General features: G+C 37.1%; 22 protein-coding genes. 1 reads left to right on the forward strand and 21 read right to left on the reverse strand.

What is annotated here, in order from left to right; translation table 11 throughout:
* Nucleotides 1–51: 51 nt before the first annotated feature.
* The 13 genes from lpdA to tpiA form a co-directional block, all read right to left on the reverse strand.
* The gene (gene lpdA, locus ACFIJ8_RS00125; protein WP_375638540.1) at nucleotides 52–1,512 is read right to left on the reverse strand and encodes a dihydrolipoyl dehydrogenase; all 1,461 of its coding nucleotides are present in this window, start codon (nucleotides 1,510–1,512) and stop codon (nucleotides 52–54) included.
* 220 nt (nucleotides 1,513–1,732) lie between these two features.
* Nucleotides 1,733–3,076 carry a pyruvate dehydrogenase complex dihydrolipoamide acetyltransferase gene (locus ACFIJ8_RS00130; protein ID WP_375638542.1) on the reverse strand — a complete coding sequence of 448 codons (1,344 nt, stop codon included), beginning with the start codon at nucleotides 3,074–3,076 and terminating at the stop codon, nucleotides 1,733–1,735.
* 14 nt (nucleotides 3,077–3,090) lie between these two features.
* Nucleotides 3,091–4,455 (reverse strand): pyruvate dehydrogenase complex E1 component subunit beta, encoded by a 1,365-nt coding sequence (locus tag ACFIJ8_RS00135; RefSeq protein ID WP_273788345.1) that lies wholly within the window; start codon nucleotides 4,453–4,455, stop codon nucleotides 3,091–3,093.
* 16 nt (nucleotides 4,456–4,471) lie between these two features.
* On the reverse strand, nucleotides 4,472–5,512 hold the full coding sequence (gene pdhA / locus ACFIJ8_RS00140; protein WP_273788346.1) for a pyruvate dehydrogenase (acetyl-transferring) E1 component subunit alpha: 1,041 nt from the start codon (nucleotides 5,510–5,512) through the stop codon (nucleotides 4,472–4,474).
* A gap of 135 nt (nucleotides 5,513–5,647) precedes the next feature.
* Nucleotides 5,648–5,959: a septum formation initiator family protein gene (locus tag ACFIJ8_RS00145; protein ID WP_012754998.1), complete on the reverse strand. Its 312-nt coding sequence runs from the start codon at nucleotides 5,957–5,959 to the stop codon at nucleotides 5,648–5,650.
* Nucleotides 5,960–6,147: 188 nt separating this feature from the next.
* Entirely contained in the window at nucleotides 6,148–6,600 is a 453-nt protein-coding gene (locus tag ACFIJ8_RS00150; protein WP_375628670.1) for a TM2 domain-containing protein, read from the reverse strand.
* Nucleotides 6,601–6,983: 383 nt separating this feature from the next.
* A complete protein-coding gene (locus tag ACFIJ8_RS00155; RefSeq protein WP_273788348.1) occupies nucleotides 6,984–7,394 on the reverse strand; it encodes a TM2 domain-containing protein in 411 nt (136 codons plus the stop codon).
* Nucleotides 7,395–7,778: 384 nt separating this feature from the next.
* Nucleotides 7,779–8,186, reverse strand: a complete 408-nt coding sequence (locus ACFIJ8_RS00160) for a TM2 domain-containing protein (RefSeq protein WP_273788349.1) — start codon at nucleotides 8,184–8,186, stop codon at nucleotides 7,779–7,781.
* Between the two features lie 111 nt (nucleotides 8,187–8,297).
* A complete protein-coding gene (eno, locus tag ACFIJ8_RS00165) occupies nucleotides 8,298–9,569 on the reverse strand; it encodes a phosphopyruvate hydratase (protein ID WP_273788350.1) in 1,272 nt (423 codons plus the stop codon).
* A 71-nt stretch (nucleotides 9,570–9,640) separates the two neighbouring features.
* Nucleotides 9,641–10,477: a 3-deoxy-8-phosphooctulonate synthase gene (gene kdsA / locus ACFIJ8_RS00170; protein ID WP_375638544.1), complete on the reverse strand. Its 837-nt coding sequence runs from the start codon at nucleotides 10,475–10,477 to the stop codon at nucleotides 9,641–9,643.
* Between the two features lie 36 nt (nucleotides 10,478–10,513).
* On the reverse strand, nucleotides 10,514–12,142 hold the full coding sequence (locus tag ACFIJ8_RS00175; protein ID WP_375638546.1) for a CTP synthase: 1,629 nt from the start codon (nucleotides 12,140–12,142) through the stop codon (nucleotides 10,514–10,516).
* 126 nt (nucleotides 12,143–12,268) lie between these two features.
* The gene (gene secG, locus ACFIJ8_RS00180; RefSeq protein ID WP_273788352.1) at nucleotides 12,269–12,721 is read right to left on the reverse strand and encodes a preprotein translocase subunit SecG; all 453 of its coding nucleotides are present in this window, start codon (nucleotides 12,719–12,721) and stop codon (nucleotides 12,269–12,271) included.
* An 82-nt stretch (nucleotides 12,722–12,803) separates the two neighbouring features.
* Complete coding sequence (tpiA, locus tag ACFIJ8_RS00185; RefSeq protein WP_375638548.1) at nucleotides 12,804–13,568, reverse strand: triose-phosphate isomerase; 765 nt, start codon at nucleotides 13,566–13,568, stop codon at nucleotides 12,804–12,806.
* A 152-nt stretch (nucleotides 13,569–13,720) separates the two neighbouring features.
* Here tpiA and ACFIJ8_RS00190 point away from each other — a divergent pair, with 152 nt between their 5' ends.
* A complete protein-coding gene (locus tag ACFIJ8_RS00190) occupies nucleotides 13,721–15,610 on the forward strand; it encodes a peptidyl-prolyl cis-trans isomerase (protein ID WP_375638550.1) in 1,890 nt (629 codons plus the stop codon).
* 908 nt (nucleotides 15,611–16,518) lie between these two features.
* Here the strand turns inward: ACFIJ8_RS00190 and ACFIJ8_RS00195 are convergent.
* The 8 genes from ACFIJ8_RS00195 to tatB all read right to left on the reverse strand — a co-directional run bounded on the left by ACFIJ8_RS00195 (nucleotide 16,519) and on the right by tatB (nucleotide 24,890).
* Nucleotides 16,519–17,379 carry a phytoene/squalene synthase family protein gene (locus ACFIJ8_RS00195; protein WP_273788355.1) on the reverse strand — a complete coding sequence of 287 codons (861 nt, stop codon included), beginning with the start codon at nucleotides 17,377–17,379 and terminating at the stop codon, nucleotides 16,519–16,521.
* An 874-nt stretch (nucleotides 17,380–18,253) separates the two neighbouring features.
* On the reverse strand, nucleotides 18,254–18,640 hold the full coding sequence (locus ACFIJ8_RS00200; RefSeq protein WP_273723333.1) for an Mth938-like domain-containing protein: 387 nt from the start codon (nucleotides 18,638–18,640) through the stop codon (nucleotides 18,254–18,256).
* 460 nt (nucleotides 18,641–19,100) lie between these two features.
* On the reverse strand, nucleotides 19,101–19,553 hold the full coding sequence (yajC, locus tag ACFIJ8_RS00205) for a preprotein translocase subunit YajC (protein WP_208438545.1): 453 nt from the start codon (nucleotides 19,551–19,553) through the stop codon (nucleotides 19,101–19,103).
* 686 nt (nucleotides 19,554–20,239) lie between these two features.
* Complete coding sequence (locus ACFIJ8_RS00210) at nucleotides 20,240–21,421, reverse strand: M23 family metallopeptidase (RefSeq protein ID WP_273788356.1); 1,182 nt, start codon at nucleotides 21,419–21,421, stop codon at nucleotides 20,240–20,242.
* 155 nt (nucleotides 21,422–21,576) lie between these two features.
* Nucleotides 21,577–22,236, reverse strand: a complete 660-nt coding sequence (locus ACFIJ8_RS00215) for a protein-L-isoaspartate(D-aspartate) O-methyltransferase (RefSeq protein WP_012754986.1) — start codon at nucleotides 22,234–22,236, stop codon at nucleotides 21,577–21,579.
* A gap of 133 nt (nucleotides 22,237–22,369) precedes the next feature.
* On the reverse strand, nucleotides 22,370–23,647 hold the full coding sequence (serS, locus tag ACFIJ8_RS00220; protein ID WP_375638552.1) for a serine--tRNA ligase: 1,278 nt from the start codon (nucleotides 23,645–23,647) through the stop codon (nucleotides 22,370–22,372).
* Between the two features lie 59 nt (nucleotides 23,648–23,706).
* Nucleotides 23,707–24,489 carry a twin-arginine translocase subunit TatC gene (tatC, locus tag ACFIJ8_RS00225; RefSeq protein ID WP_375638554.1) on the reverse strand — a complete coding sequence of 261 codons (783 nt, stop codon included), beginning with the start codon at nucleotides 24,487–24,489 and terminating at the stop codon, nucleotides 23,707–23,709.
* On the reverse strand, nucleotides 24,486–24,890 hold the full coding sequence (gene tatB, locus ACFIJ8_RS00230; RefSeq protein WP_273788359.1) for a Sec-independent protein translocase protein TatB: 405 nt from the start codon (nucleotides 24,888–24,890) through the stop codon (nucleotides 24,486–24,488). Before tatB ends, tatC begins: the two co-directional genes overlap by 4 nt.
* Between the last annotated feature and the right edge of the window lie 9 nt (nucleotides 24,891–24,899).

Raw genomic sequence — 24,899 nt, forward strand, 5'->3', positions numbered from 1 at the left:
TAAATACGAAGTAACAATCAAAAATATAAAATCTTTCACACAATCCAGTCATCAAGCGTTTAAAACTTGACCATAAGCATCCAATACACTTTCTTTCATCATTTCCGATAAAGTCGGATGTGGAAAGACAGTATGCATTAATTCTTCTTCTGTTGTTTCAAGATTCATGGCAATAACAAAACCCTGTATCAATTCTGTTACCTCAGCCCCTACCATATGGGCCCCAAGAAGCTGTCCTGTTTTTTTATCAAAAATCGTTTTTACTAACCCCTGATCTTCACCCAAAGCAATCGCCTTGCCATTCGCAGCAAAAGAATAACGACCAATACGTATATCATAACCTGCTTCTTTTGCTGTAGCTTCTGAAAGCCCTACAGAGGCAACCTGTGGTGTACAATATGTACACCCTGGAATTTTTCTTTTATCAAGCGGATGAGCATTCTTTAAACCTGCAAGATGCTCAATACATATCACACCTTCTTCTTCTGCTTTATGTGCCAACATAGGAGGACCTGCTACATCACCAATAGCATAAATGCCTTCCACCCCCGTCCAACTCCATTCATCGGTTACAATGCACCCGCGATCGGTTTTTATTCCCAAAGCTTCTAAACCAAGATTCTCAATGTTACCTTGCACCCCAACAGCCGAAATCAACCGGTCAACAGTCATTGACTCTATTTTACCTTGAACATCAATATCTACAGTCACAGAATCAGAAGATTTTTCAACCTTTGTTACTTTTGCTTGACGAAAAATGCGTAAACCTTTTTTCTCTAACTGTTTACAAGCAAACGTTGAAATTTCAATATCTTCAGCAGGCATGATGTGGGGCATCATTTCAACAACAGTTACCTCAGCTCCCATATCACGATAAAAAGAGGCAAATTCAATGCCAATAGCCCCAGACCCTATAACCAAAAGCGATTTTGGCATTGCTGGCGGTATCATAGCTTCAAAATAAGTCCAAATGAGTTTTCCATCTGGCTCAATACCAGGAAGGACACGAGGACGTGCGCCCGTTGCAATAATGATATACTTTGCTTGATAAGTTCCCTCCCCTAACGTCCCTTTAGGGACTGGATTTTGCGGTTGCATAATCGGTTTGGAGGATGAAGAAACCATAATTTCCGCAGGATGGCTTCCCTTCGCTTCTTTGGTAAGCTTTGCTTCACCCCAGATAATATCAATTTTGTTTTTTTTCATTAAAAAATCAACGCCAGCATTTAAACGTGCTGAAACACCGCGTGAACGTGCTACAACATCTTTGATGTTTGCCTCAATTGAACCATTAATTTTTAGTCCATAATTTTTTGCATGCTCAGCAAAATGTTTCATTTCCGCTGAACGTAGAAGGGCCTTTGTTGGAATACATCCCCAATTTAAACAGATCCCTCCCAAATGTTCACGTTCAACAATCGCAGTCTTAAAGCCACATTGTGCTGCACGAATTGCGGTTACATATCCGCCTGGACCTGATCCAATCACAATTACATCATAAAGATTTGCCACAGTAATTCCTCCATGGATATATATAAAATGGGTATGCATTTTTTGAACTTAAGACTGCAAAACAACATCACAGAATTATCTTATGTCTTTTTCTTTAAGCTCCACGTAAATGCTTTACCCAAACCAGAAATAGCAATAACATTGCTCTTCAAACTCTTAAATTTGTTTTTATTCTCTTAACACACTCTCTCACAATTTACGTGAATAACTGTTAAACAGTTCAAACCAACATTGCTAATGGATTTTCAATCATCTTCTTAAAAGCCCGCGCGAGCTCTGCTGCTAAAGCACCATCGACAGCACGATGATCCGCAGAAATTGTAACTGACATAACTGTCGCAACAACTAATGCACCATTTTTAACAACGGCGCGTTGCTCCCCTGCACCAATCGCAAAAATCGTCGCATGCGGTGGATTAAGGATAGCCGAAAAACTTTTTATACCATACATCCCCATATTTGATACAGCTGTTGTTCCACCCTGATATTCTTCCATTTTTAACTTGCCCTCACGCGCACGCTTTGCAAAATCCTTCATCTCTTTGGAAATAAGTGATAACGGCTTTTCCTCTGCATGGCGAATAATCGGCGTAATTAATCCATTGGGAATAGAAACAGCAACCCCAACATCACAATGTTTATGATGAAGCATTCCGCCTTCAAGCCAAGAGACATTCGCATCAGGAACAGCTTTCAAAGAAAGTGCGACAGCTTTGATCACCATATCATTAACAGAAAGCTTATAAGTAGGCTGAGTTTCTTCCTGCCCCTTAATCATTGGTGCAGCAGCATTCAGTTGTGTACGCAGTGCTAATAGCGCATCAAGTTCACAATCTACCGTTACATAGAAATGTGGAACTCTCTGTTTTGATTCCATCAAACGTGTTGCGATTGTTTTACGCATATTATTATGGGGTGCGAAGGTGTATTCATCCTCTTTAAAGAGTTTCAGTATCTGTTTGTCAGAAGCACCTGTAGCTACTAGCTCCCCTATTTGCGATGAATAAGACACTTTAGACATATCACTACTCACAGCTTTTTCTACATCGCGCTTGATAATACGCCCATGCGGACCACTTCCAGAAATAAGGGATAAATCAAGTCCTTCCTGAGATGCTAATCGCCGCGCTAAGGGAGAGGCAAAAAGACGCGCTTCCTTTTTATCTTGCTGTATTAATTGCTGAGCTGATGATTCATGAGACATTTTTGTACCCTTTGAGTCCGTCTGTTTCAGAGTATCTGTCTGTTTTACGCCCTCTGGTTCTTGTCTTGTAGAAGAAGAGATTTCTTCTGAAACTTTTGCAGCTTCAGCTAAATCTTCACCTTCTTCTGCTAAAACAACAATTAAAGCATTTACTTTAACGCCTTGTGTTCCAGCAGGAACAACAATTTTGGCAACCCTACCTTCATCAGCGGCTTCGACTTCCATTGTCGCTTTATCCGTCTCAATTTCAGCAATAACATCACCAGAAGAGACCTTATCTCCCTCCTTAATATTCCATTTTGTTAAATTTCCCTCTTCCATCGTAGGGGAAAGTGCTGGCATTGTAATTTTAATGGGCATTATGCTTTCCTCCGTTATGCTCTGTATGTCACAGCCTTAACGGCCTCAATAATCTCAGCAGTATTAGGCAAAGCCAACTTCTCAAGATTAGCAGCATAAGGCATCGGAACATCTTTGCCAGAAATCGTAGCAATTGGCGCATCAAGATAATCAAAAGCCTGCTGCATAACACGCGTTGCTATTTCAGTTCCCACGGATGACTGAGGAAATCCCTCTTCAATCGTTACCAAACGACCTGTTTTTTTAACTGAAGAAAGAATTGTTGGAAGATCCATCGGGCGAATGGTTCGTAAATCAATCAATTCAACATCGATACCAAGTTGTTCAATTTCCGGCAACGCTTGAACGGCATAATGCATCCCAATTCCACACGTGACAATCGTCACATCTTGTCCAGACTTATGAATACGCGCCTTACCAATAGGCAAAACAAAATCATCCAGTTGAGGGACATCAAATTGATGCCCATACAAAATCTCATTTTCAAGAAAAATAACAGGATTATCATCACGAATAGCAGCTTTCAGCAAACCTTTTGCATCTGCAGCACTATAAGGCATGACAACTTTCAGACCCGGTACATGACTATACCATGCAGCATAACATTGAGAATGTTGAGCACCAACACGGGCAGCCGCACCATTGGGACCTCGGAAAACCATAGGAGCGGTCATTTGTCCACCAGACATATAACGTGTTTTTGCTGCTGAGTTAATAATTTGATCCATCGCCTGCATCGCAAAATTAAAGGTCATAAACTCAACAATGGGACGTAACCCTCCAAAAGCAGCCCCAACAGCCAACCCAGCAAAGCCGTGCTCTGTAATTGGGGTATCAATAACTCGGCGCTCTCCAAATTCTTCCAATAAACCCTGACTAACCTTATAGGCACCTTGATATTGCGCGACTTCTTCCCCCATGAGAAAAACCTTTTCATCACGCCGCATTTCTTCAGCCAAAGCCTGATTAAGCGCTTCACGAACTGTCATTGTAACCATTTGTGTTCCCGCTGGAATATCAAAATCAGGAGACGTATCAAAAGTAGGAACCTGCGGAACTGAGGAAGGCAGAGAAAGAGGAGATCCCTTAGTTTTTTGTGCTGTGTCCGTAGGTTGCGAAATATCCTCAGCACGCTCACCTTCTTCTAACAAAATCGCAATAACAGTGTTAACCTTTACACCTTCAGAACCTTCAGGCACAAAAATTTTACCAAGAGTACCTTCATCAACGGCCTCTACTTCCATTGTAGCCTTATCCGTTTCAATTTCAGCAATAACATCGCCAGAGCTAACCTTATCACCTTCTCTCTTGAGCCATTTAGACAGTTTACCTTCTTCCATAGTTGGTGAAAGCGCCGGCATCAAAATATCAATAGACATACTTGCTTCCCTCGCATCAAACTAAAATATCAGTATAGAGCTCAGAAGCATCTGGCTCTTGATCACTTTGTGCAAAATCTGCCGCATCAGCAACAATTGCACGAACCTCTTTCTCAATAGACTTTAAATCATCTTCGTTCGCCCAATTTTTCTTAAGAATCCGACTTTTTACTTGATCAATCGGATCGTGTTCCTCTTTTATTTTTTGGACTTCTTCCTTTGAACGATATTTTGCTGGATCAGACATGGAATGACCACGATAGCGATAGGTCTGCATATCAAGAATGATCGGTCCTTTACCTGAGCGTGCCCAAGAAATCGCTTCATCAGCAGCTCCTTTTACTGATCGAACATCCATACCGTCAACAACAATACCTGGAATTTCAAAAGAAAGACCACGTCGGGAAAAATCAGTTTCTGCAGATGCACGTGAAACTGACGTTCCCATAGCATACTGATTATTTTCAATAATATAAACAACAGGAAGCTTCCAAAGTGAAGCCATATTAAAACTTTCGTAAACCTGCCCCTGATTTGCGGCACCATCACCAAAATAAACCAATGTCACATTATCTTTACCAAGGTACTGATTCGAAAATGCCAAACCTGAACCAATTGGAACCTGCGCACCAACAATACCATGTCCTCCATAAAAGTTCTTTTCTTTAGAGAACATATGCATCGAGCCACCTTTCCCTTTGGAAAAGCCACCTTGACGTCCCGTTAATTCTGCCATGACACCACGTGGGCTCATCCCAACGGCTAACATATGACCATGATCACGGTAAGACGTAATAACCTGATCACCTTCTTTTGCCGCTTTCAATGTTCCTATAACAACGGCTTCCTGACCAATATAAAGGTGACAAAATCCCCCAATAAGCCCCATACCATAAAGTTGTCCTGCTTTTTCTTCAAAACGGCGAATTAAAAGCATTTCACGATAAGCATCAATTTCTTCTTCTTTTGTAAAGTCTGCTATTGGTGCTTTCTTTGTGGTGCTTGATAATGCAGTGCGCGCCACCGACGCAGAATTTTTTTTAAGTCGTTCTGCCATATTAAACTCCCTTTTATGATTATTTAGGAATAACCTTTACGAACAAAAGTTACAAGCCTTATCAATCGGCTTAAACAATATCATTGCTGATTGTTGTTTAAATTAAGCGATTTTTCATTTACCTTTGGTATCATTTCAAGGTATTAAGATTGTCAGTTCATTTGGCTTAGAAAAGTTCAAATTCTTTCGGACATACTCATCCAGCATATCTTTTTCTATATGTCCATTGCGTAAAAGAGAAATACGCTTTTCCATGAATATCCGCTCAGCTTCTATTTTATGAAGCTCCTTTTCTAATTCGCTAATATGCTGATTAACTTCACTGCGTGAATACAATCCATACTCACCATGATAAATGTGATAACTGAAATAGCTTAAGACTCCCACCGTCATAAGAGGTAGTACAAAGCGCACTTTGATTGATCGACGTTTCTGCTTTGTCCACATAAAATAGCACAGTCTTTACAGCACAAATTTTTTAATATTTTTCCCAACTATGCACGATTTTGATTAATACCTCATTACCAAATCTATACACTCAAACAATTTGTTATCACCAATTTATCCCCCCCCTTAAATACAATCAAAGTAAGCTGAATGCCCCACTTTTTGTATTACAAATATTGGATATCCCACTAACTTGTGATTTTACACCCATCTTTGTCTTTAAAATTTCCTGTTAAAATGACTATAAAATCAATCAATACCCAAGGTGTAATTATCAAAAAAACTCCTATAAGCCCTACCGGCATAAATATTACACTTATTATAAGTATTACACTTATTATATTTATAAGAAGCATTGCAATGCCCGTTCCAACTTTACCAACCATAAAACGATGAATTCCTAGTCCACCTAGAAAAAAACAAACGACCGCTAACGTCACTTTTGATTGCTGTGACTGACCTTCAGTCAAGATAGGGAAAATAGATTTAATGGTATCCCCTTCACACACAAAATCAACGACGTCACCAACTTTCGGCGGCGTTTTTCCTGACCAATCCCAATTCGCAAACTGATAGCGCTTACCATCAGCCCCTGAAATGAAATAATCTCCTTGATCATGACCAATAATCTTACCTTTCATCTTCACCACCTATAAAATTGTTATTCATAAAGAAGCTTTTCTTCTAATATGATAATATGTTGAATAAACCTCACAGCATGAATACAGTCTGTATTCACCGTGATATATGACAATTTAAAAAGCTAAAAATCCCCCAACAACTTAAAATTCCCGCAATTACAAGTGGTAATACAAAGCACGCTGTTCGATTTGCACCTTTGCTTTTTTCATATGAAATAGTACAGTCTTTTTCAATAGTTTTATTTAAATATTCATAATTTTCTTTAATATTTCACATTTAAAGACATAGACTAAAATAATTTACATTATTAAATTAATATATTGACAACATTAAAAGTAAAGAAAATTCTTAGCTCTTTACATTTTATATTATTCTAAAATTTCTACCAATTTATAATTTTATCCCCATTTTCATCCCTAAAATATCCGGATAAAATAACTATAAAATCGATAAACGACCACGGTATAGTAACTAACAGCCCTATACCTGTTATCGTTATAAGAAGCATTGCAATGCCCGTTCCAACTTTACCAGCCATAAAGCGATGAATTCCCAACCATCCAAAAAACCAACAAACAAGTGCTATCGCCAATCTTGATTTTTCTGACTGCGATTTACTCAAAAGAGGGAGAACAGATTTAACAACATTATCTTCATATACAAAATCAACGGTATCACCCACTTTTGGTGGTTTTTTTCCTAACCAATCCCAACTCGTAAATTGATAACGCTTACCATCAGCCCCAGAAACAAAATAATCTCCTTGATCCTGACCAATAATCTTACCTTTCATCCTCGACCACCTATAAAGCTTCTCCTCATGTGTTATTCATAAAGAGATTATTTCTTTTTATAATATGCTGATTAACCTCACGGTGTAAATAAAATTTGTAGCAGCCGTGATAAACGTGAAATTAAAATAGTTTTGATCCCCCCCCAATGAGCTAATGTTTTCTGCAGCTATAAGCAGCAATACAAAACACACCTTAGTGGATTTACGCCGTTGTTTTACCCACATAAAATAGCACAGCCTTTTTCAATACTTTTATTCAACTGTGCATATTTCTCTTAATATCTCACATTAAAGAAATAGAGTACAACAATCTTGCATTATGCAGCTTACTATATTGATCAAAATAAAAAGTAAACTTAATTATTTTCTTTTTATTATAAATTTTTAAAAATCTGTAATCTGATTCCCATCTTTATCCGTAAATCTTCCACCAAGAATGAGTATAAAATCAACAATTGCCCAAATACCGGTAATTATCAATCCAAACAATGATAAAGATAGAATCAGCATTAAAGCACCAGTCCGAACTTTACCAACCATAAAGCGATGAACACCAAAGATACCTGAACACCAACAAAGGAGTGCGAACATTATCTTTGAATTCTCTGTACCTGGTCTCAACAATGGAAAAACAGAACTGACAACACCCCCCTCACAGACAAAATCAACAGTATAACCGATCCTTGGCGGATTCTTTCCCATCCAATCCCAAGTCGCAAACTGATAACGTTTACCATCATCACCCGAAACGAGATAAGTTCCTTGATCTTGACTAATAATTATACCTCTCATCTTAATCCCTATAAATTTAAACACTTAAAAATTATTGCGTATATGCCTTTGATAAGAAATCTCAATTTCATAGTCTAAATGATCTTATACTTTCATATTTTGTGCTCACAACTATACACGATATAAATCACCAGCATAACGCGCTTGGGCCCCTAGCATTTCTTCAATACGAATAAGTTGATTGTATTTTGCTAATCTATCCGAACGTGCAAGAGAACCTGTTTTAATTTGTCCACAATTCGTTGCAACAGCAAGATCTGCAATAAAAGAATCCTCTGTTTCGCCTGAACGATGAGATATAATGGCACGATAACCTGCTTTATGTGCTACTTCTACAGCATCAAGTGTTTCACTCAATGTACCAATTTGATTAACTTTTATGAGAATAGAATTGCCTACCCCCATTTTGATGCCATCACGCAAACGTGCTGAATTCGTTACAAACAAATCATCGCCAACAAGCTGACATTTTTCTCCAATTGTGTCAGTGAGTAACTTCCAACCTTCCCAATCATCCTCAGCCATTCCATCTTCAATTGTAATAATAGGATAATTTTTCACAAGCTGCGCTAAATAATCTACCTGCTCTTGGATGTCACGGCATTTCCCCTCACCTTTATAAAAATACGAACCATTTTTATAAAATTCGGTTGAAGCACAGTCTAAACCAATGGCAATTTGTTCCCCTGGTTTGTAGCCACATGTTGTAATAGATTCCATAATAAAATCAATTGCTTGATCAGCACTTTTAAATTGAGGTGCAAAACCACCTTCATCACCAACATTGGTATTATAACCCGCATCTTTTAAACGCTTTTTCAACGCATGGAAAATTTCAGCGCCATAACGGATAGCTTCTCTTACAGTAGGGGCTCCTATAGGAATAATCATAAACTCCTGAAAATCAATCAAATTATCAGCATGAACGCCACCATTAATAATATTCATCATAGGGGTTGGAAGAATATGCGCTTGTGTACCACCAATATAACGATACAAAGGTAAATTTAATGAATCCGCAGCTGCTTTCGCAACAGCTAATGAAACACCAAGAAGTGCATTGGCACCAAGACGGGCTTTGTTTGGCGTTCCATCCAAAGCAATCATTGCTTGATCAATAGCGATTTGATTTGTTGCATCCCGCCCACCAAGTTCTTCAAGAATTTCGCCATTAACTGCAGCAATCGCTTTTTCAACACCTTTCCCTTGATAGCGCAAACCACCATCACGAAGCTCTATAGCCTCGTGTGCTCCTGTTGAAGCTCCCGATGGAACCAGAGCACGACCAAAAGCTCCATTCTCCAAATGAACATCAACTTCTACCGTTGGATTACCACGGCTATCAAGAACCTCACGTCCAATGATATCGACAATTATAGTCATATGTGTTTCCTTATCCAATAAAAGTCTCGATTCATTTCTAATGCCCTATTAATAAAATATTTTTTCTCTTCTTAATTCAACTTCTTTGACAGATAATCAAACTCCATTAAAGTCTCAAGCAATCTTTTTAAATTATCAAGTTTAACCATGTTGGGTCCATCAGAAGGTGCATTATCTGGATCTTGATGCGTTTCTAAAAAAATACCTGCTACCCCAACAGAAACAGCCGCACGTGCTAAAACTTCAACAAATTGACGCTGTCCACCAGATGAAGCCCCCTGTCCCCCAGGTTCTTGAACAGAATGCGTTGCATCAAAAATAACAGGAGCACCAAATGAACGTAAAATAGGCAATGAACGCATATCAGAAATAAGTCGGTTGTAACCAAATGATGTGCCTCGCTCACAAAGCATAACATTCGGATTACCACTGTAAACAACCTTTTTTAAAACATTCTCCATGTCCCACGGCGCTAAAAACTGACCTTTTTTAATGTTAATAACACAGTCTGTTTTGGCGGCTGCTACCAAAAGATCTGTTTGACGACATAAAAAAGCCGGTATTTGTAAAATATCAACCGTAGAAGAAACAATTGTACATTGCTCTTCTGTATGCACATCAGTTAATATGGGACAATCAAACTCCTTTTTTAAATCAGAAAAAACAGCCATTGCTTTTTCAAGACCAATACCACGTGCCGCCCCTAAAGAAGTTCGGTTAGCTTTATCGTAACTCGATTTATAAACAAACCCGATACCAAGCTGATCGGTAATTGTTTTAATACGACCAGCCATTTCAAAAGCATGATCGCGACTTTCCATCTGACACGGCCCTGCAATTAATGAAAGAGGCATTTCATTTGAAAAAATAATATTTCCAACTTTCACACGGGCATTTGGTTTAGTCATTTTATCCCTCAAAAGCAAAGTAACCCAATTTATGCATTAAACCAATCGACTTTGTTCTACAGCGGCTTCAATAAAAGAAGAAAAAAGCGGATGTGGATCAAAAGGACGGGATTTTAATTCTGGATGATATTGAACACCAATAAACCATGGATGATCTGCATATTCTATAGTTTCTGGTAAAATACCATCAGGAGACATCCCAGAAAAAATCAAACCACACTGTTCTAACTTATCCTTATAATCAATATTGACCTCATACCGATGACGATGTCGCTCGACAATCTTGGTCATCCCATAAATTTGAGCAATATGACTCTCTTCTTTTAATTCAGCAGCAAAAGCACCAAGACGCATTGATCCGCCGAGATCACCATTTCTTGTACGTTTTTCAAGAACGTCTCCTTTAAGCCATTCTGTCATTAAACCTACAATTGGATTTTCTGTTTCGCAAAACTCACTTGATGAAGCATTCTTAATCTGTGCAATATTGCGCGCAGCCTCTATACAAGCTAATTGCATCCCAAAACAAATCCCTAAAAATGGAACTTTACACTCTCGTGCAAATTGAATTGCTCGAATCTTTCCTTCTGCCCCTCGTGCCCCAAAAGCACCTGGAACCAAAATTCCATGGGCTTTTTGTAAAGCTGAAACAGAATCTTCTTTTTCAAAAAGTTCCGAATCAATCCACTCAATATTAACTTTTACTTTATTCGCTAAACCACCATGCGCAATCGCTTCAATAAGAGATTTATAAGCATCCTTTAAACCCGTATATTTTCCTACAACAGCAATCGTAACTTCTCCTTCAGGATGATGAATACGATGCGTAATATCTTCCCAACGATCCATCTGAGGGGAAGGTGCCGAATCGATTCCAAAAGCGCAAAGAACTTCAGAGTCCAAACCCTCCTTATGATATGCCATAGGAACATCATAAATTGTTGGCATATCTAATGCCTGAATGACTGCATTGGAGCGAACATTACAAAAAAGTGATAATTTGCACCGTTCTGTTTCTGGAATAGATCGATCTGCACGTACAAGCAAAATATCAGGAGAAATACCAATTGCTTGCAATTCTTTGACAGAATGTTGTGTTGGTTTCGTTTTTAATTCACCTGCCGAAGGTATATAAGGCATTAATGTGAGATGGACATAAACGACACTTTGTCTTGGTAGCTCATTGCGAAGCTGACGAATCGCTTCTAGAAAAGGCATTGCTTCAATATCACCAACCGTTCCCCCTATCTCACACAAAACAAAATCAAACTCTTCATTTCCCATCGTAATGAATCTCTTAATTTCATCCGTAACATGAGGAATAACTTGAACTGTTGCCCCCAAATAATCACCACGCCGCTCTCGTTCAATGATATTGCGATAAATACGCCCTGTTGTGATATTATCTTGGCTATTTGCAGACCGCCCAGTAAAACGCTCATAATGACCAAGGTCAAGATCCGTTTCTGCACCATCATCGGTCACAAATACTTCACCATGTTGATAAGGTGACATCGTACCTGGATCAACATTTAAATAAGGATCAAGTTTTCGAAGACGTACACGGTAGCCACGAGCCTGTAATAACGCTGCTAACGCCGCCGCTGCGATGCCTTTTCCAAGGGAAGAAACCACACCACCAGTAATAAAAACATAACGTGCCATGGGCTTATGGTGATAAGCAATTTATAATGATTTTTCCAGCAAAAAATGCAAAAAGAAACAATTTTTCTTCTAAAATAAAAAAGGTGAAAAAATCACCTTTTAAAAAGTCTATATTTTCTTAAAAAACTATTTCGTACTGTTATCCGGAACTGTGTTTTCAAGAACCGGTGGAACTGGGCTTTCTGCTTCAGGATTTGTGGACTGTTTCTGTTCCTGCGGAGAATTCGAATTGCCTCCTAGCTGTTCAAGAATAGAAGGGGAAGACTCACCATCTGATGATGGGACTGATTCTGAGGCTTTATTGGTAGAATTCTGCTCTGAATTAACCGGTATACGCTTTAAAATATCAGAACTAGAATTTGATATATTACCCACCACGGTAAGCCCAATAGACACAACAAAAAAACAACAGGCTAAAATAGCAGTCAAACGTGTTAAAGGGTTTCGAGATCCACGAGTTTTCATCAACCCTGAGCTATTACTCACACCTAGCCCACCACCTTCTGAAGGTTGGATTAATATAACACCAACCAAAGTAATCACAATCAACAAATGAATAATTATAAGTACTGTTTGCATAAACCCTACTCTTCAAATAACTCTTTCATAGCTATTTACACATAAATAATACACAATCCAAGGGGAAACTCAAATTTCTCTACTATAGTTTACGACAAACATCGCAAATAGTTAAAAAATCAATCGCTTTTAAGCTTGCTCCACCTATCAAAGCACCATTAACATGAGGAATGCTTAAAAGCTCAAATGCATTGGATGGCTTTACGGACCCACCATAAAGCAGACGTATCTTATTGCCTTCATCACTAAAACGAGAATGCACCTTATCACGAATGAAATGATGTACTTTTGCAATATCTTCTGGAGTCGCTGTATTGCCGGTGCCTATCGCCCAAACAGGTTCATAAGCGATAATGGTATTCTCTGCTGTTGCATCATCTGGTAAAGATTCTTCAAGCTGCTGCGTGAGAATATCCAGCACTTTATTATCATTACGCTCCTCCAATGTTTCACCAATACACACAAGGGCCACAAGACCTGCTCGCCACGCAGCTTGCACTTTGGCACAGACAATCGCATCATTTTCCTGATACACTGTACGACGTTCTGAATGCCCAATAATGACATGACTTGCTCCTGCTTCTTTAAGCATAAAAGCTGAAATATCTCCAGTATAGGGACCATGATCATCAAAATGACAATTTTGTCCTCCCAAAAGGAGATTTTCACCATCCAGCATATCAGAAGCACGAGATAAAAGCGTTGCTGGGACGCAAATAAGCGCCTCAAAAAGATGATTGAGATCAGAGCTAACGCCTGTAGCAATAGCACGCAACTCTCCAAGCGATTCACTCGTTCCATTCATTTTCCAATTTCCAGCAAGAAAAGGCCGAGTATTTGGAGACATATTTTCACCTCAAGAGCTCTTACAATACATTGTTTATCTGTAGTTACCAAATTATAACATGAAAGCAAGTCTTTAAAGCTTGCATCTTTCATCTCTTTATTGCAAATTCCATTAGCTTTGATAATAATTCACATTAAAAATGGACTTGAACAATGCTTGACATCATAAGAAATGCTACAAATTCTTGGATTTCTAGAATTTTCCTTGCTATTTTACTCTTATGCTTCATTCTTCTATGGGGAATACCGCAATTACACAAAAAAAGTGAAAGAGATCTTATTACTTCTGGAAAGTCCACAGTAACTGTCGATGATTATCGTCTTGCACTTGCCGATCAAAGCGCTCGTTTAGCATATGCTGCTCATCTTGGACGAATGTTTACAGCAAATGAAATGCAGCAATACCAAATTCCTGCTTTTGTATTTAATCAATTACAACAAAATGTATTGCTTGATGAACAAGTACGTAAAATGAAAATAAGTCTTTCAAAAGATACGATAGCTCATACGATTGGTTCTGATAAGATGTTCCAAGTAAATGGCACTTTTGATAAAAATTTGTTTTATAACTATCTTCAGCATTTACGTATTAGTGAAAGTGCTTTTCTTAATTATTACACCAAACAAGAAAAGCGTAACCAACTTATTTCAGCTTTACTCTCTGATATGAAAGCACCAAATCTCTTTTATAAAGCACTTGCTCTTTATCAAGGAGAAATGCGTATTGCTGATTATCTCGTTATTGATCTAAAAGAAAAGGAAACAATTGCTGATCCTGATGACGAAACACTACAAAAATGGTTTAAAACACATCAAAGTCAATTTCGTGTTCCAGAATACCGCACTGTCTCTTTGCTATCTATGGAACTTAATGATTTTGTAAAACCTAAAGATATCTCAACAGATGAGGCAAAAGCCTATTATACACAAAATGCTTCACGTTTTGTAACGCCTGAAAAGCGTACATTCGAGGAACTGCAATTCCCCTCACGTGAAGAAGCCGATAATGCAGCAAAAAAAATAGCTGATGGATTGAGTTTTGATGAACTGGTAAAAGCTGAAAACAAGACTCTTAATGACATAAAAAAAGGTCCTCTCGCAGAAAATGAACTTCCTAGTCATCTAGCCTCTGAAATTTTTGAACTTCAACAAGGCCAAGTCAGTACTGTGATAAATGACTTACAGGGACCTATTATCATTCGCGTCACGCATATTGAACCCTCAAGCTCTCTTCCTTTTGAAAAGGTCGAAGAAAATATTCGCCAAACACTTGCCAAAAATCGTGCTACTGATGATATCCGTAACAATTATGTAGCCATTGAAAATGCTCGTTTTGAGGGTGCTTCTCTCAAAGAGCTAGCTGACCAATACAAGTTATCTTTGCGCACAATTACCATTGATAAAACGGGAAAAACGCTTGAAGGTGCAGCACTCACGGATTTACCTCAAAAAGATATTTTACTGAATGCCATCTATCAATCAAATGAAGGAGTCGATCTTGATCCTCTCTCTTTTCAAAATGGTGGATATCTCTGGTATAAGGTCGATAAAATTATTCCTGCCCGCGATAAAACACTTGAAGAGGCTAAGCTAGATGTTCTTTCTCAATGGAAAAGTGAGGAAATCCAACGTCTTCTTGATGAAAAAGCTCAAAATGCTCTCAAACAGCTCACGGAAGGAAAAAGTCTTGTTGCTCTTGCTCGTACCCTTGGTGTTACAAAACAAACAACACCCGCCCTCCGGCGTCAAGACTCATCTGACCCTCTTGGCGTTGAAGGGATTAAAGCATTATTTTCTGCTCCCAAAGGTCATTATGGCATCATAAAAGGTCCACTTGCAACAAACCGTATCATTTATCAAATAAAGACTGTCACCATGCCTAAAGATATCACGCCTCATACTCTTTCAACTGAGGTCCGCGCCAATATAGATATGATGATAAGAGAAGATCTCAAGCTAGAAATGCTACAAATTGCCAATAAAGAACATCCTTTGGAAATTAATAGCACAAATTATAATCAGATCTTTAACGCTCTCCAATAAAAAGGTTGTACATAATTTAAAGAACTTATTTGATAAAGTTTCCATCAGCTTTTCGTCTATAGTTGAAGAGGTAAGATAGGTCTCTTGTTTGCATATCTTAGGATCAACATTTGTATAATGATTAATTCTCTCGCAAATCAGTGCATGTATGGATTTGCGAGAAAATAGTCAATGGAATGTAGAGTCGTTTTTGCAACGCATTAAAAAATATTATCCATCCAAAGGTTGTAAAATTTGTCGCACACTAAGCTATACCCATTAAGCTATAAATGTCATCCCTATCGTCATTCATTTATAGCTTATCATATTGCTACTCTTAATACTCATTCATAAGGAGCGTATTGCTTTTTCTTTAAATGATTTCATTTACACACCCAACTTATAGTATACAAAAAACTATTTTTAAAATTCATTATAAAAATGAAGAAATCTTTTTCTATTCAAGACTCTCATTCAATATGAGAAAAAACGAATTATCATTATAAATCAATATATTCATAAATCATAACAGTCATCAATTATGATTTCTCAAAAATAAGAGTTTTTTATAAACTCATAGACTGCCAAGACAACTTCTCTCATAAAATAGAAATTTTATTTCATTTGCAAATGAGATACAATCAACATACTTAAAAGTTTTTCATCAAACAAACCAATGTATTGAGCTTTATCTCATATTTTTCTTTCTCTGCATCTCACCCTTCCAATACACTGAATAAAACATATTACCGATAAAGAAATACATCGTATTTTCAAGATCATAAAATTTCTTATTCTTTTGCGCTCATAACAACCAAAACATCAACATTTTTTATAACAAAAAATGGTTTGGAAACACCATAGTTCCTTTTATCTTCATATGAGAAAATCAGTCTATATGTTACGTATTCCAACGTGGTAATATTCTTTTACAATATCTTTGGAAAATTGCCGCTTATTGCTGCCCTTGTTATCAACCAATAGCGATATATTAATGGCAACGTTGCACTCTCTTGAAAAATTGCAGCACCCAGCTGTATAGCTTTTTGAAGAGAAGCTGGGACAATGACCAATGGAAGAAAAGCTGGCTTAAGAACTCTAGGTAAAGCACAAGAATACTCGTAAAATTTGGTATAATGATCGCGCGATAATGCTACCATAGCTTCAACAATACGATCCTTTTGTTGATCACTGAGACGATGAGATTCCAAATCTTCCCTATTCACTCCTACAGCCTTTAATATATCAGTAGGTAAATAATATTGATATCGTGATTGCATGAATGATAAAAGACGCAATACACCGCTTAATCCTTGAGATATCCCTCCATGTTCATAGATATCTGTAAACTCTTGTGCAGTATCAGGATCTAATATCTGACAAGAAAGCTGTAAAATTATGCTCGCTGTCTCACCACAATAATGCTCTAGATCATGAAGCGTTTCTATTGGATTGTGATAAAGATCTAAAATTTGTGCATTACAATAACGTAAAAAAGCTGTCTTAGGTAAATTAAAAAGAGTCATTGCTTTCAATAAATCACTCAAAATCGGATTATTTCCACTCGTTTGCATTTCACCATGAGCAATAGAATCATACCACCAACGTAACCGTATTTCTCCTATGAGTGGATCATGTACACTTTCGCGAATACGAGAAACTTCAGCATTAAATACATAAAGAGCAGCCAATGCTTGGCGCTTTTTTTTAGGCGCAAATAAAACCGATATATAGCGATCACGATCTATGGTACGTAAAATATCAAGACAATAAGGAAGAGAGCCTATCATTTGAACCTATTAACGTCCCTTTTTTAGTAATGAAATTAATATCCTCTTTTTATTCATATTAAAAAATGAGGGATAAGCAAATACAGTTCAGAAAATAAGATTTTTAAATGTGTCTCTAAACTGTATTATGAATTAAAATTTCTTTTCTAGTCACTTTTCGTTTTAGAAAGAAAAAAATTAAATAAATAACTTTTCTGATAAAACTTATCTTATCGGACTTCAAGTTTTCATTTGCAGTAAAAAAAAGCTAAAAACTAATCGTAACATGCATAGTGAAACTTAGAATAACAAAAAACGCAAAACACTTTTTCACCGAATAGATGACAATGTTATTTATAAAAATGCCCTGATCACAAAAACTTCATCAAATCATTGACCTCCTCCCCATACTAAAGAACAAAGATTCTTACCAATACCAATTTGTAAAAAATCCAATTGCTCTCGGTGAGTTCCTATTACTATCAACGCATTTATTTATAATGATAATTCATTGTTTTATATGTTAAATTAGAATCTCAAATATCGTAGAATGCTTGCATTTCAAACCAATTCCATGTTGAATCAATCAAAACTATTCCCTTGCACATCACAAGCTGGGCTGGCTTGTAGGTAAAAATTGTATAAGAAAGAATTAAAAATGCCTCTTATGAACTGTCTCAAGTGCCAAGAGTTGACCACTCATGTGATTCATTGAACTACGAACAAGCTCTGCCCTGAATACTTGCTGCTGTATAAAAAAACACTTAATGTGTTAAGTTATGTATATTTTATTCCCTTATATCACCACTTTAAACGACGGTATTTTACGGCGCAGTAAAGTAATCACACAAGTCTTTCATACTAGACGAGAGCATTTGTTTTATTAAACAATACTCTATTCTACCGCAAATAATAATGCCGCAACAGCGCGATCTTCAGCCAATAAAACATTAAATGTACGCACCGCCGCTCCCGTACTCATTGTATCTGAGGAAATACGTTTTTCCCATAAAAGCACCCGTAACTCTTCAGGTAATCGCAATAATTCAATTCCAGTACCTATTAATAAAACTTCGATTTCAGAAGCTTCTTCTAAAATACGAGATATATCCTCTTGAGTGGGAATAGGCCCTGCCATGTCAATGCCATAAATACCTGATGGTACACAAATAATAGAACCTCTATGAGACATATCAGCAAAACGAAATCCACCATTTCCATAAGCATCAATAGGTGCGCGACTTGGAAAATGTGCTTCACGAATTTGAATTGCATCGAACATGAACAAGCACCCTTTATTTTTGAATAATCCAATTGTCTTTGCTACTTCTCACCATAAAATTAAAGGAAGGCTGATACAAACATTGATATCTTAACCATAGCCTAGTATTGAAGTGGAAATTTTATATAAAACCCTACTCTTCTCATACAACAAGTATATGAAAATTTGATAATAAACCGCAATCAAAAGCTATACCTGCTTAAATAAATCTATCTTTTAAAAAGTTTTCTCAGCTTATTTACTCGCAAGTCTCTTTTTATAGAAACAATGATCTTGTTTAAAAAACAGAAAAAAATTGCGTAATATTCTATAAATAAAGCAACTATTTTAATAATCTCAAGGAAACAAAAACTCCATTTTCTGTAGCCACTATAAAAGCTATTTTTCCAATGAAATTGTCCTGATCTTGCCAAGCTTTTTATAAAAATGCTGAAAAAATGTAATAAACTGGCATTACACCTTAAGATGCATTTTCTTTTGATATAGCTTTTTTCTCTTTAGAGACACTCATATTTTCTTTCGTTGTCGTTTTAGATTTAGACTTTTGTGGTGTTTTTGTTTTAGCATTAAGCTTTGATTTTTTTTCTGCAATCGGCTCACCTTTAACGCGCACATCAGCTAATGTTGAGCGAATAACACGAATATTCATACTCTCACCAATTTCAACCTCTAATTCACCACTCTCGTCGTGAACCTTCGTAACTTTGCCGATAATACCACCACCCGTTATAACTGTATCACCACGACGTACTGCATTAAGCATTTCTTGGCGTTTTTTCATTTGGGCACGCTGTGGACGAATGATAAAAAAATACATAATTGCAAAAATTAAAATGAGAGGGACAGCGCTAGCAAATGAAATTCCACCGGAAACATCGCCTGCAACTTGAGCATAAGCGTTCGTAATAAACATTTTCATCTCCTATAGTTAAACCTCAGGTATTTCCCACTCTATTAAAATGAAATTCCGATACAGAAAAAATTCCTAAAGAATTTATCATAAAAAGCAATAACTACATAATCTAATCACAGCTTTACAAAAATACAATAAATCCTTAAGAGACAGAATACCAAAATACAATGAGAAAAATCTTTAAAAATAGATTCATTTTCCCCTATTATATATCCTAAAATATAAATCTTTTCACTAACTCAATAAATGATACAAGATAATTTTTCTAATGAAAAAACTTTAATTTATATAGATAATTTATCGTTTTTGATATCGAATGACAGATCTAAGTACAGTAAAATACTCTCATTTCAAACCCTCTGAATTAATCAAAACGATTTTCTTGCACGTCTCACATATGAAATGAGCCTGTAGATAAAAACTTTTTAAGAAAGGCGTGAAATATCTCTTTTCATGCTTCTCTCAAATGCAAGAGCAGTTGGAACACTGAAAGCTGACAAATAGTATGATGCTATTGTCTTACACTTTCATAAACACAAAGATGGTAATATCTAACGCCCCCAACGAACAGCTCTCCTTAAACCAATGATTTTTTGCTGCAGTGTTATTGATTTAAGAAAATCAATTGTTTTTCATGAAGTTTCTATAAACTGTAAGACTATTCAAATTTAAAAGTCATCAATAAATTAGTTTTCTAAATATTTAAGGGGATCAACAGGTAATGAATTCTTACGCATCTCAAAATAGACACGTGGCGTTTTAACATTTCCTGAAACACCAGATTTAGCAATCTCATCACCGCGTCTTATCCTTTGTCCTTTGTTAACAACAAGTTTACTGTTACATCCATAAATAGTGATAATATTATTTTCATGTCGAATCATCACAACATTACCAAGCTCTTTTAATCCATCTCCCGCGTAAATAACAACACCATTTTCTGCCGCCTTTACCGAAGATCCTTCCGGCACTGCAATATCTATTCCTCGATTCATTACTGTTCCCTTTTTTTGACCGAACTGGCTTAATAAACGCCCTCGTACTGGCCAACGCATCTTAGAAATTCCTGTGGCTTGCGGAGTCGTCATATTATCGGTATTCGTAACAGTACTTGATAAACCAGTCTCATGATTCAATTGCGTCATCTGTTTAGAAAAATTTTTCTCAGAACTTGATTTGTTCATCTTTGCAGAAGGTGGCGTTTTTACAGGAGTTTTATATATAGGAGAGGACTTCTTGTTTTTTATAGAGGACATCACTTGAGATTGGAATGCAGAGTCTGTTGTTGACGCTGCCCAATCGTTATTATTGTGTGCATTTGAAGCTGCTAATGTACGCCTGCTTGGAACAACAAGTACCTGACCGATATAAATGGAATTGCTGTTTATACCATTTGCTAATTTTAATGCCTCAACACTAACCCCTATTTGTCGTGAAATACTGAGCAGTGTATCTCCACTCTGGACAATATAAGAGTTCCGCCGAAAAATAGGAGATTTATCCATTTGTGAACGGGAAAGTGTTCCAAGATTACGTGGAGGGACTCCCATAACGCGACCATCAGAAGAAGTTATCCTACCTTGATGTGGAGAATTATAGGGAGAATTGTCATCTCCCCACGAATCATCGCTTGATTCCACAGGTGGCAATTCAGTGCTTTGTATCATACCACTACCGTACGATAGCATTCGCGGATCTGTAGACATAGTGCTCGATATATTTGATTGAGATGATACCGTACGATGAGAGACAATGTTAGAAAAACGCTGTGTACCAGAACTACAACCAGCAACAATAGTTACCACCGCTAAAAAAGTTATTCTCTGAAAATTATGCTGGAAAATGTTATCCAAAGCTTTTAAACACATCGTTTTGCTCACTCATCAATAATCAACTCACTCCATTAAAGCTTTTTTAAATTACCGAAGAGTTAAAATGAGATGTTTTATTCATAAATATCTTTATATAAGATCAAAATGAATTTAACGTAGACAATTTGCAGCACTTTCTTAACTTTCAAAAATTAAAGTATCTCCGCAATGCCTTTAATAAAAGGTTGGTAACGCACTTGAAACAGTTCTAAACACTCAAATCGACTACCAATTTTTGTATAGCGCGTCACCGTTTGTACCCCTTCGTCAGGTCCTATCGCCTGAATGAGAATTCCGTTTTCAGCTAAAAGTTCTAAAAATTCCTTGGGTTCATCAAAACGTGATGGCCAAATAAGAATGCGATCAAATGATCCCAAGCCTGTCACACTATGACTTCCATCAATCTGCCGTATAATAATATTTTCAATTCCTAAAGTTTGAAATTTTTGGCGCGCCAAATCAACAAGCGTTTTATAACGATCAATCGTTGTCACACGGTCACTCAGACACGCCATAAGCGCAGTACAAAAACCAGATCCTGTACCGATTTCTAAAACGCGATGCCTTTTTTTCAACGATAATGCCGAAAGAATTAAGAGTTGTTCTTCCAAACGTTCCATATATTCACCACACTCAAGGGGAATAACCTTATTATCATAAGCACTATTAAACCAAGGAGCAGAAACAAACTGTTGACGCGGAATTTTCTCTAATGCCGAAAAAAATCGCACGTCATCAATGCCTTTGCTACGCATTTTCAGTACAAGAGCGGCTAACTCCTCACGAAATTGTAAAATACCCTTTTGCCCCATAGTATCATTCAATCTCCAATGGAGGTGCACTTTTATTATACTGACAAACTGCTTCTTTTAAAATGGCAAAAACTTGCGTTTGCATATTATCACCTCTTGGCAATAAACGCATATTGTCTCTCCTTTCGTAAAATTAAGCAGTAATACAACGCATGCCTCCCATATAAGGTTGTAAAACATCTGGAATAATAATTGATCCATCAGCCTGTTGATAATTTTCAAGCACGGCAATAAGACAACGTCCAACAGCTGTACCAGAACCATTAAGGCTATGAACAAAATGTAATTTTTTATCGCCTTCTGTACGATAACGTGCATTCATACGACGACCTTGAAAATCTCCACAAACTGAACAGCTGGAAATTTCACGATAACATTCTTGACCAGGAAGCCAAACCTCGATGTCATAGGTTTTACGTGCTGCAAACCCCATATCACCCGTAGAAAGAACCACTGTGCGAAAAGGCAAACTAAGTCGTTTTAATATATCTTCTGCACATTCCGTCATACGTTCTAATTCAATTAAAGACTGCTCTTCACTGGTAATTGAGACCATTTCAACTTTCCAAAATTGATGCTGGCGCAACATACCGCGCGTATCACGACCGGCTGCTCCCGCCTCTGAACGAAAACAGGGAGATAAAGAAGAAAATCGCAGTGGTAAATCTGATATTTCAAGAATTTCATCGTTGACCAAATTGGTTAATGGCACTTCTGCCGTAGAAATAAGCCATCGACCATCTGTTGTACGAAAAAGGTCTTCAGCAAATTTCGGCAATTGTGCTGCTCCGTAAACAATCTCATCACGAACAAGAAAAGGTATTGAGACTTCTGTATAACCATGCTCATTGACATGCACATCAAGCATAAATTGACCTAATGCCCGTTCTAGCCGTGCTAACGCCCCTGAAAGTATAGTAAAACGTGTTCCAGACAAACGACTAGCTCGTTCAAAATTCATCTGCTTGAGATCTTGACCAAGATCAAAATGTTCCTTTGGTGTAAAATTAAATGTTGGAGGTGTACCAAAATGTCGAATGACGACATTATCACTTTCATCTTTACCTTCTGGAACATCATCTAATGGAATATTTGGAAGTGCTGAAAGAATTTTTTCAAGACTCTCCGTCAGCTGTTTTTCTTCTGCTGTTGCAGAGGAAAGAAAGATTTTAATCTCTTCACCTTCAGCTCTAAAGCTTTCAGCCTTTTGCTGATCAGATACCGCTAAAGCCTGTCCTATTTCCTTTGAAACCGCATTGCGACGTTCCTGCGCCAATTGCACCTTAGCAATATGCGACCGACGTGCAAGATCAAGTTGTATTAACCTCTCAGCTTGTGGCTCAAGACCTCTACTTACGAGTGCTTTATCTAATTTCTCAGGATTGTCACGAATCCACTTAATATCAAGCATAAAATTTCCTCATTTATATTTTTTATTCATTTCTTATCGCATAAGATTATACACTTTTCTTAAGCGGATTTTCTTCTCTTTTCTATACCGTAAGCAATTAAAATTGAAATCTCGTAAAGTGCTATCGTTGGTAAAGCCACTGCAAACATCGTAAAAAAATCCGACGGCGTTATGATTGCCGCAATGATAAAAGAAAGTAAAATAGCCCATTTTCGTTTAGACGCCAAATCATGAGACGTTAAAAATCCAACTTTTGTTAAAAGACTGATGACAAGAGGTAATTGAAAAATCAAACCAAAAATTAGGATAAATGATGTCATAAAGCCCAAATAATCAGAAATACGCACTATAAACTCTATTTTTAAATGAACATCTGGAAGAAATTGTTGAGAAAGGCTAAACCATAGTATTATTGGCGTTAATAGACCATAAACAAACGCTCCCCCAATACAAAATAAAATAGGCCCCCCAATGAGAAATGGTAAAAAAGCCATACGCTCATTTTTATAAAGCCCTGGTGCAATAAAACTATAAAACTGAAAAGCGGTATAGGGAAAAGATAAAATAATTCCCCCAAAAGCAGAAAGCTTCATCTTCGTTAAAAAAGTTTCCCATACTTGCGTTGATTGCAAACGAATACCCTCAGGATTACCCCCTGCTATTTTCATTGCCCACTGATATGGCCATAGTAAAAAATTTAAGATATAATCTTTAACAAGAAAACACATCATAAAAGCGATCATAAATGCAACTAGGGCAGCAATAATTCGCTGACGAAGTTCAATTAAATGTTCTAAAAGTGGTGCCATATGGGCGTCAACTTCATCTTTCTTAACATTCATGACACATCTTCTTTATCTTTAGAAGCTATAGATCCTGTCATATCTTTATTGGTTACGTTGTGATCGCATTCCAAAAATTCTTTACCTTTTTCTGATTTATGGTGTGTTGCCTTAACATCCAAATTATCGTGGATATCTTCTAATGTATTTTGAATGGGATCAAAAGTCTCTGTCAACTTCTTGCTTGTATCGCTAATATCCGAATATGTTTTTTGCAAATCATCGAGCTCGATTTGTTTTATTGCATCATCAAACTGATGACGAAGTTCATTTGCCATTAAACACATCTGAGCTCTTACCTTTGCTATTGTCTTTAATATTTTAGGTAAATCTTTCGGTCCAACAACAATGATGAGAACAAGTAAGATTACGACAAACTCTGGTCCATCAATCCCAAACATCTCTTAATT

Origin of the sequence: Bartonella sp. MF74HXZ, assembly GCF_042194445.1 — a bacterium.
Lineage (GTDB): Bacteria > Pseudomonadota > Alphaproteobacteria > Rhizobiales > Rhizobiaceae > Bartonella > Bartonella grahamii.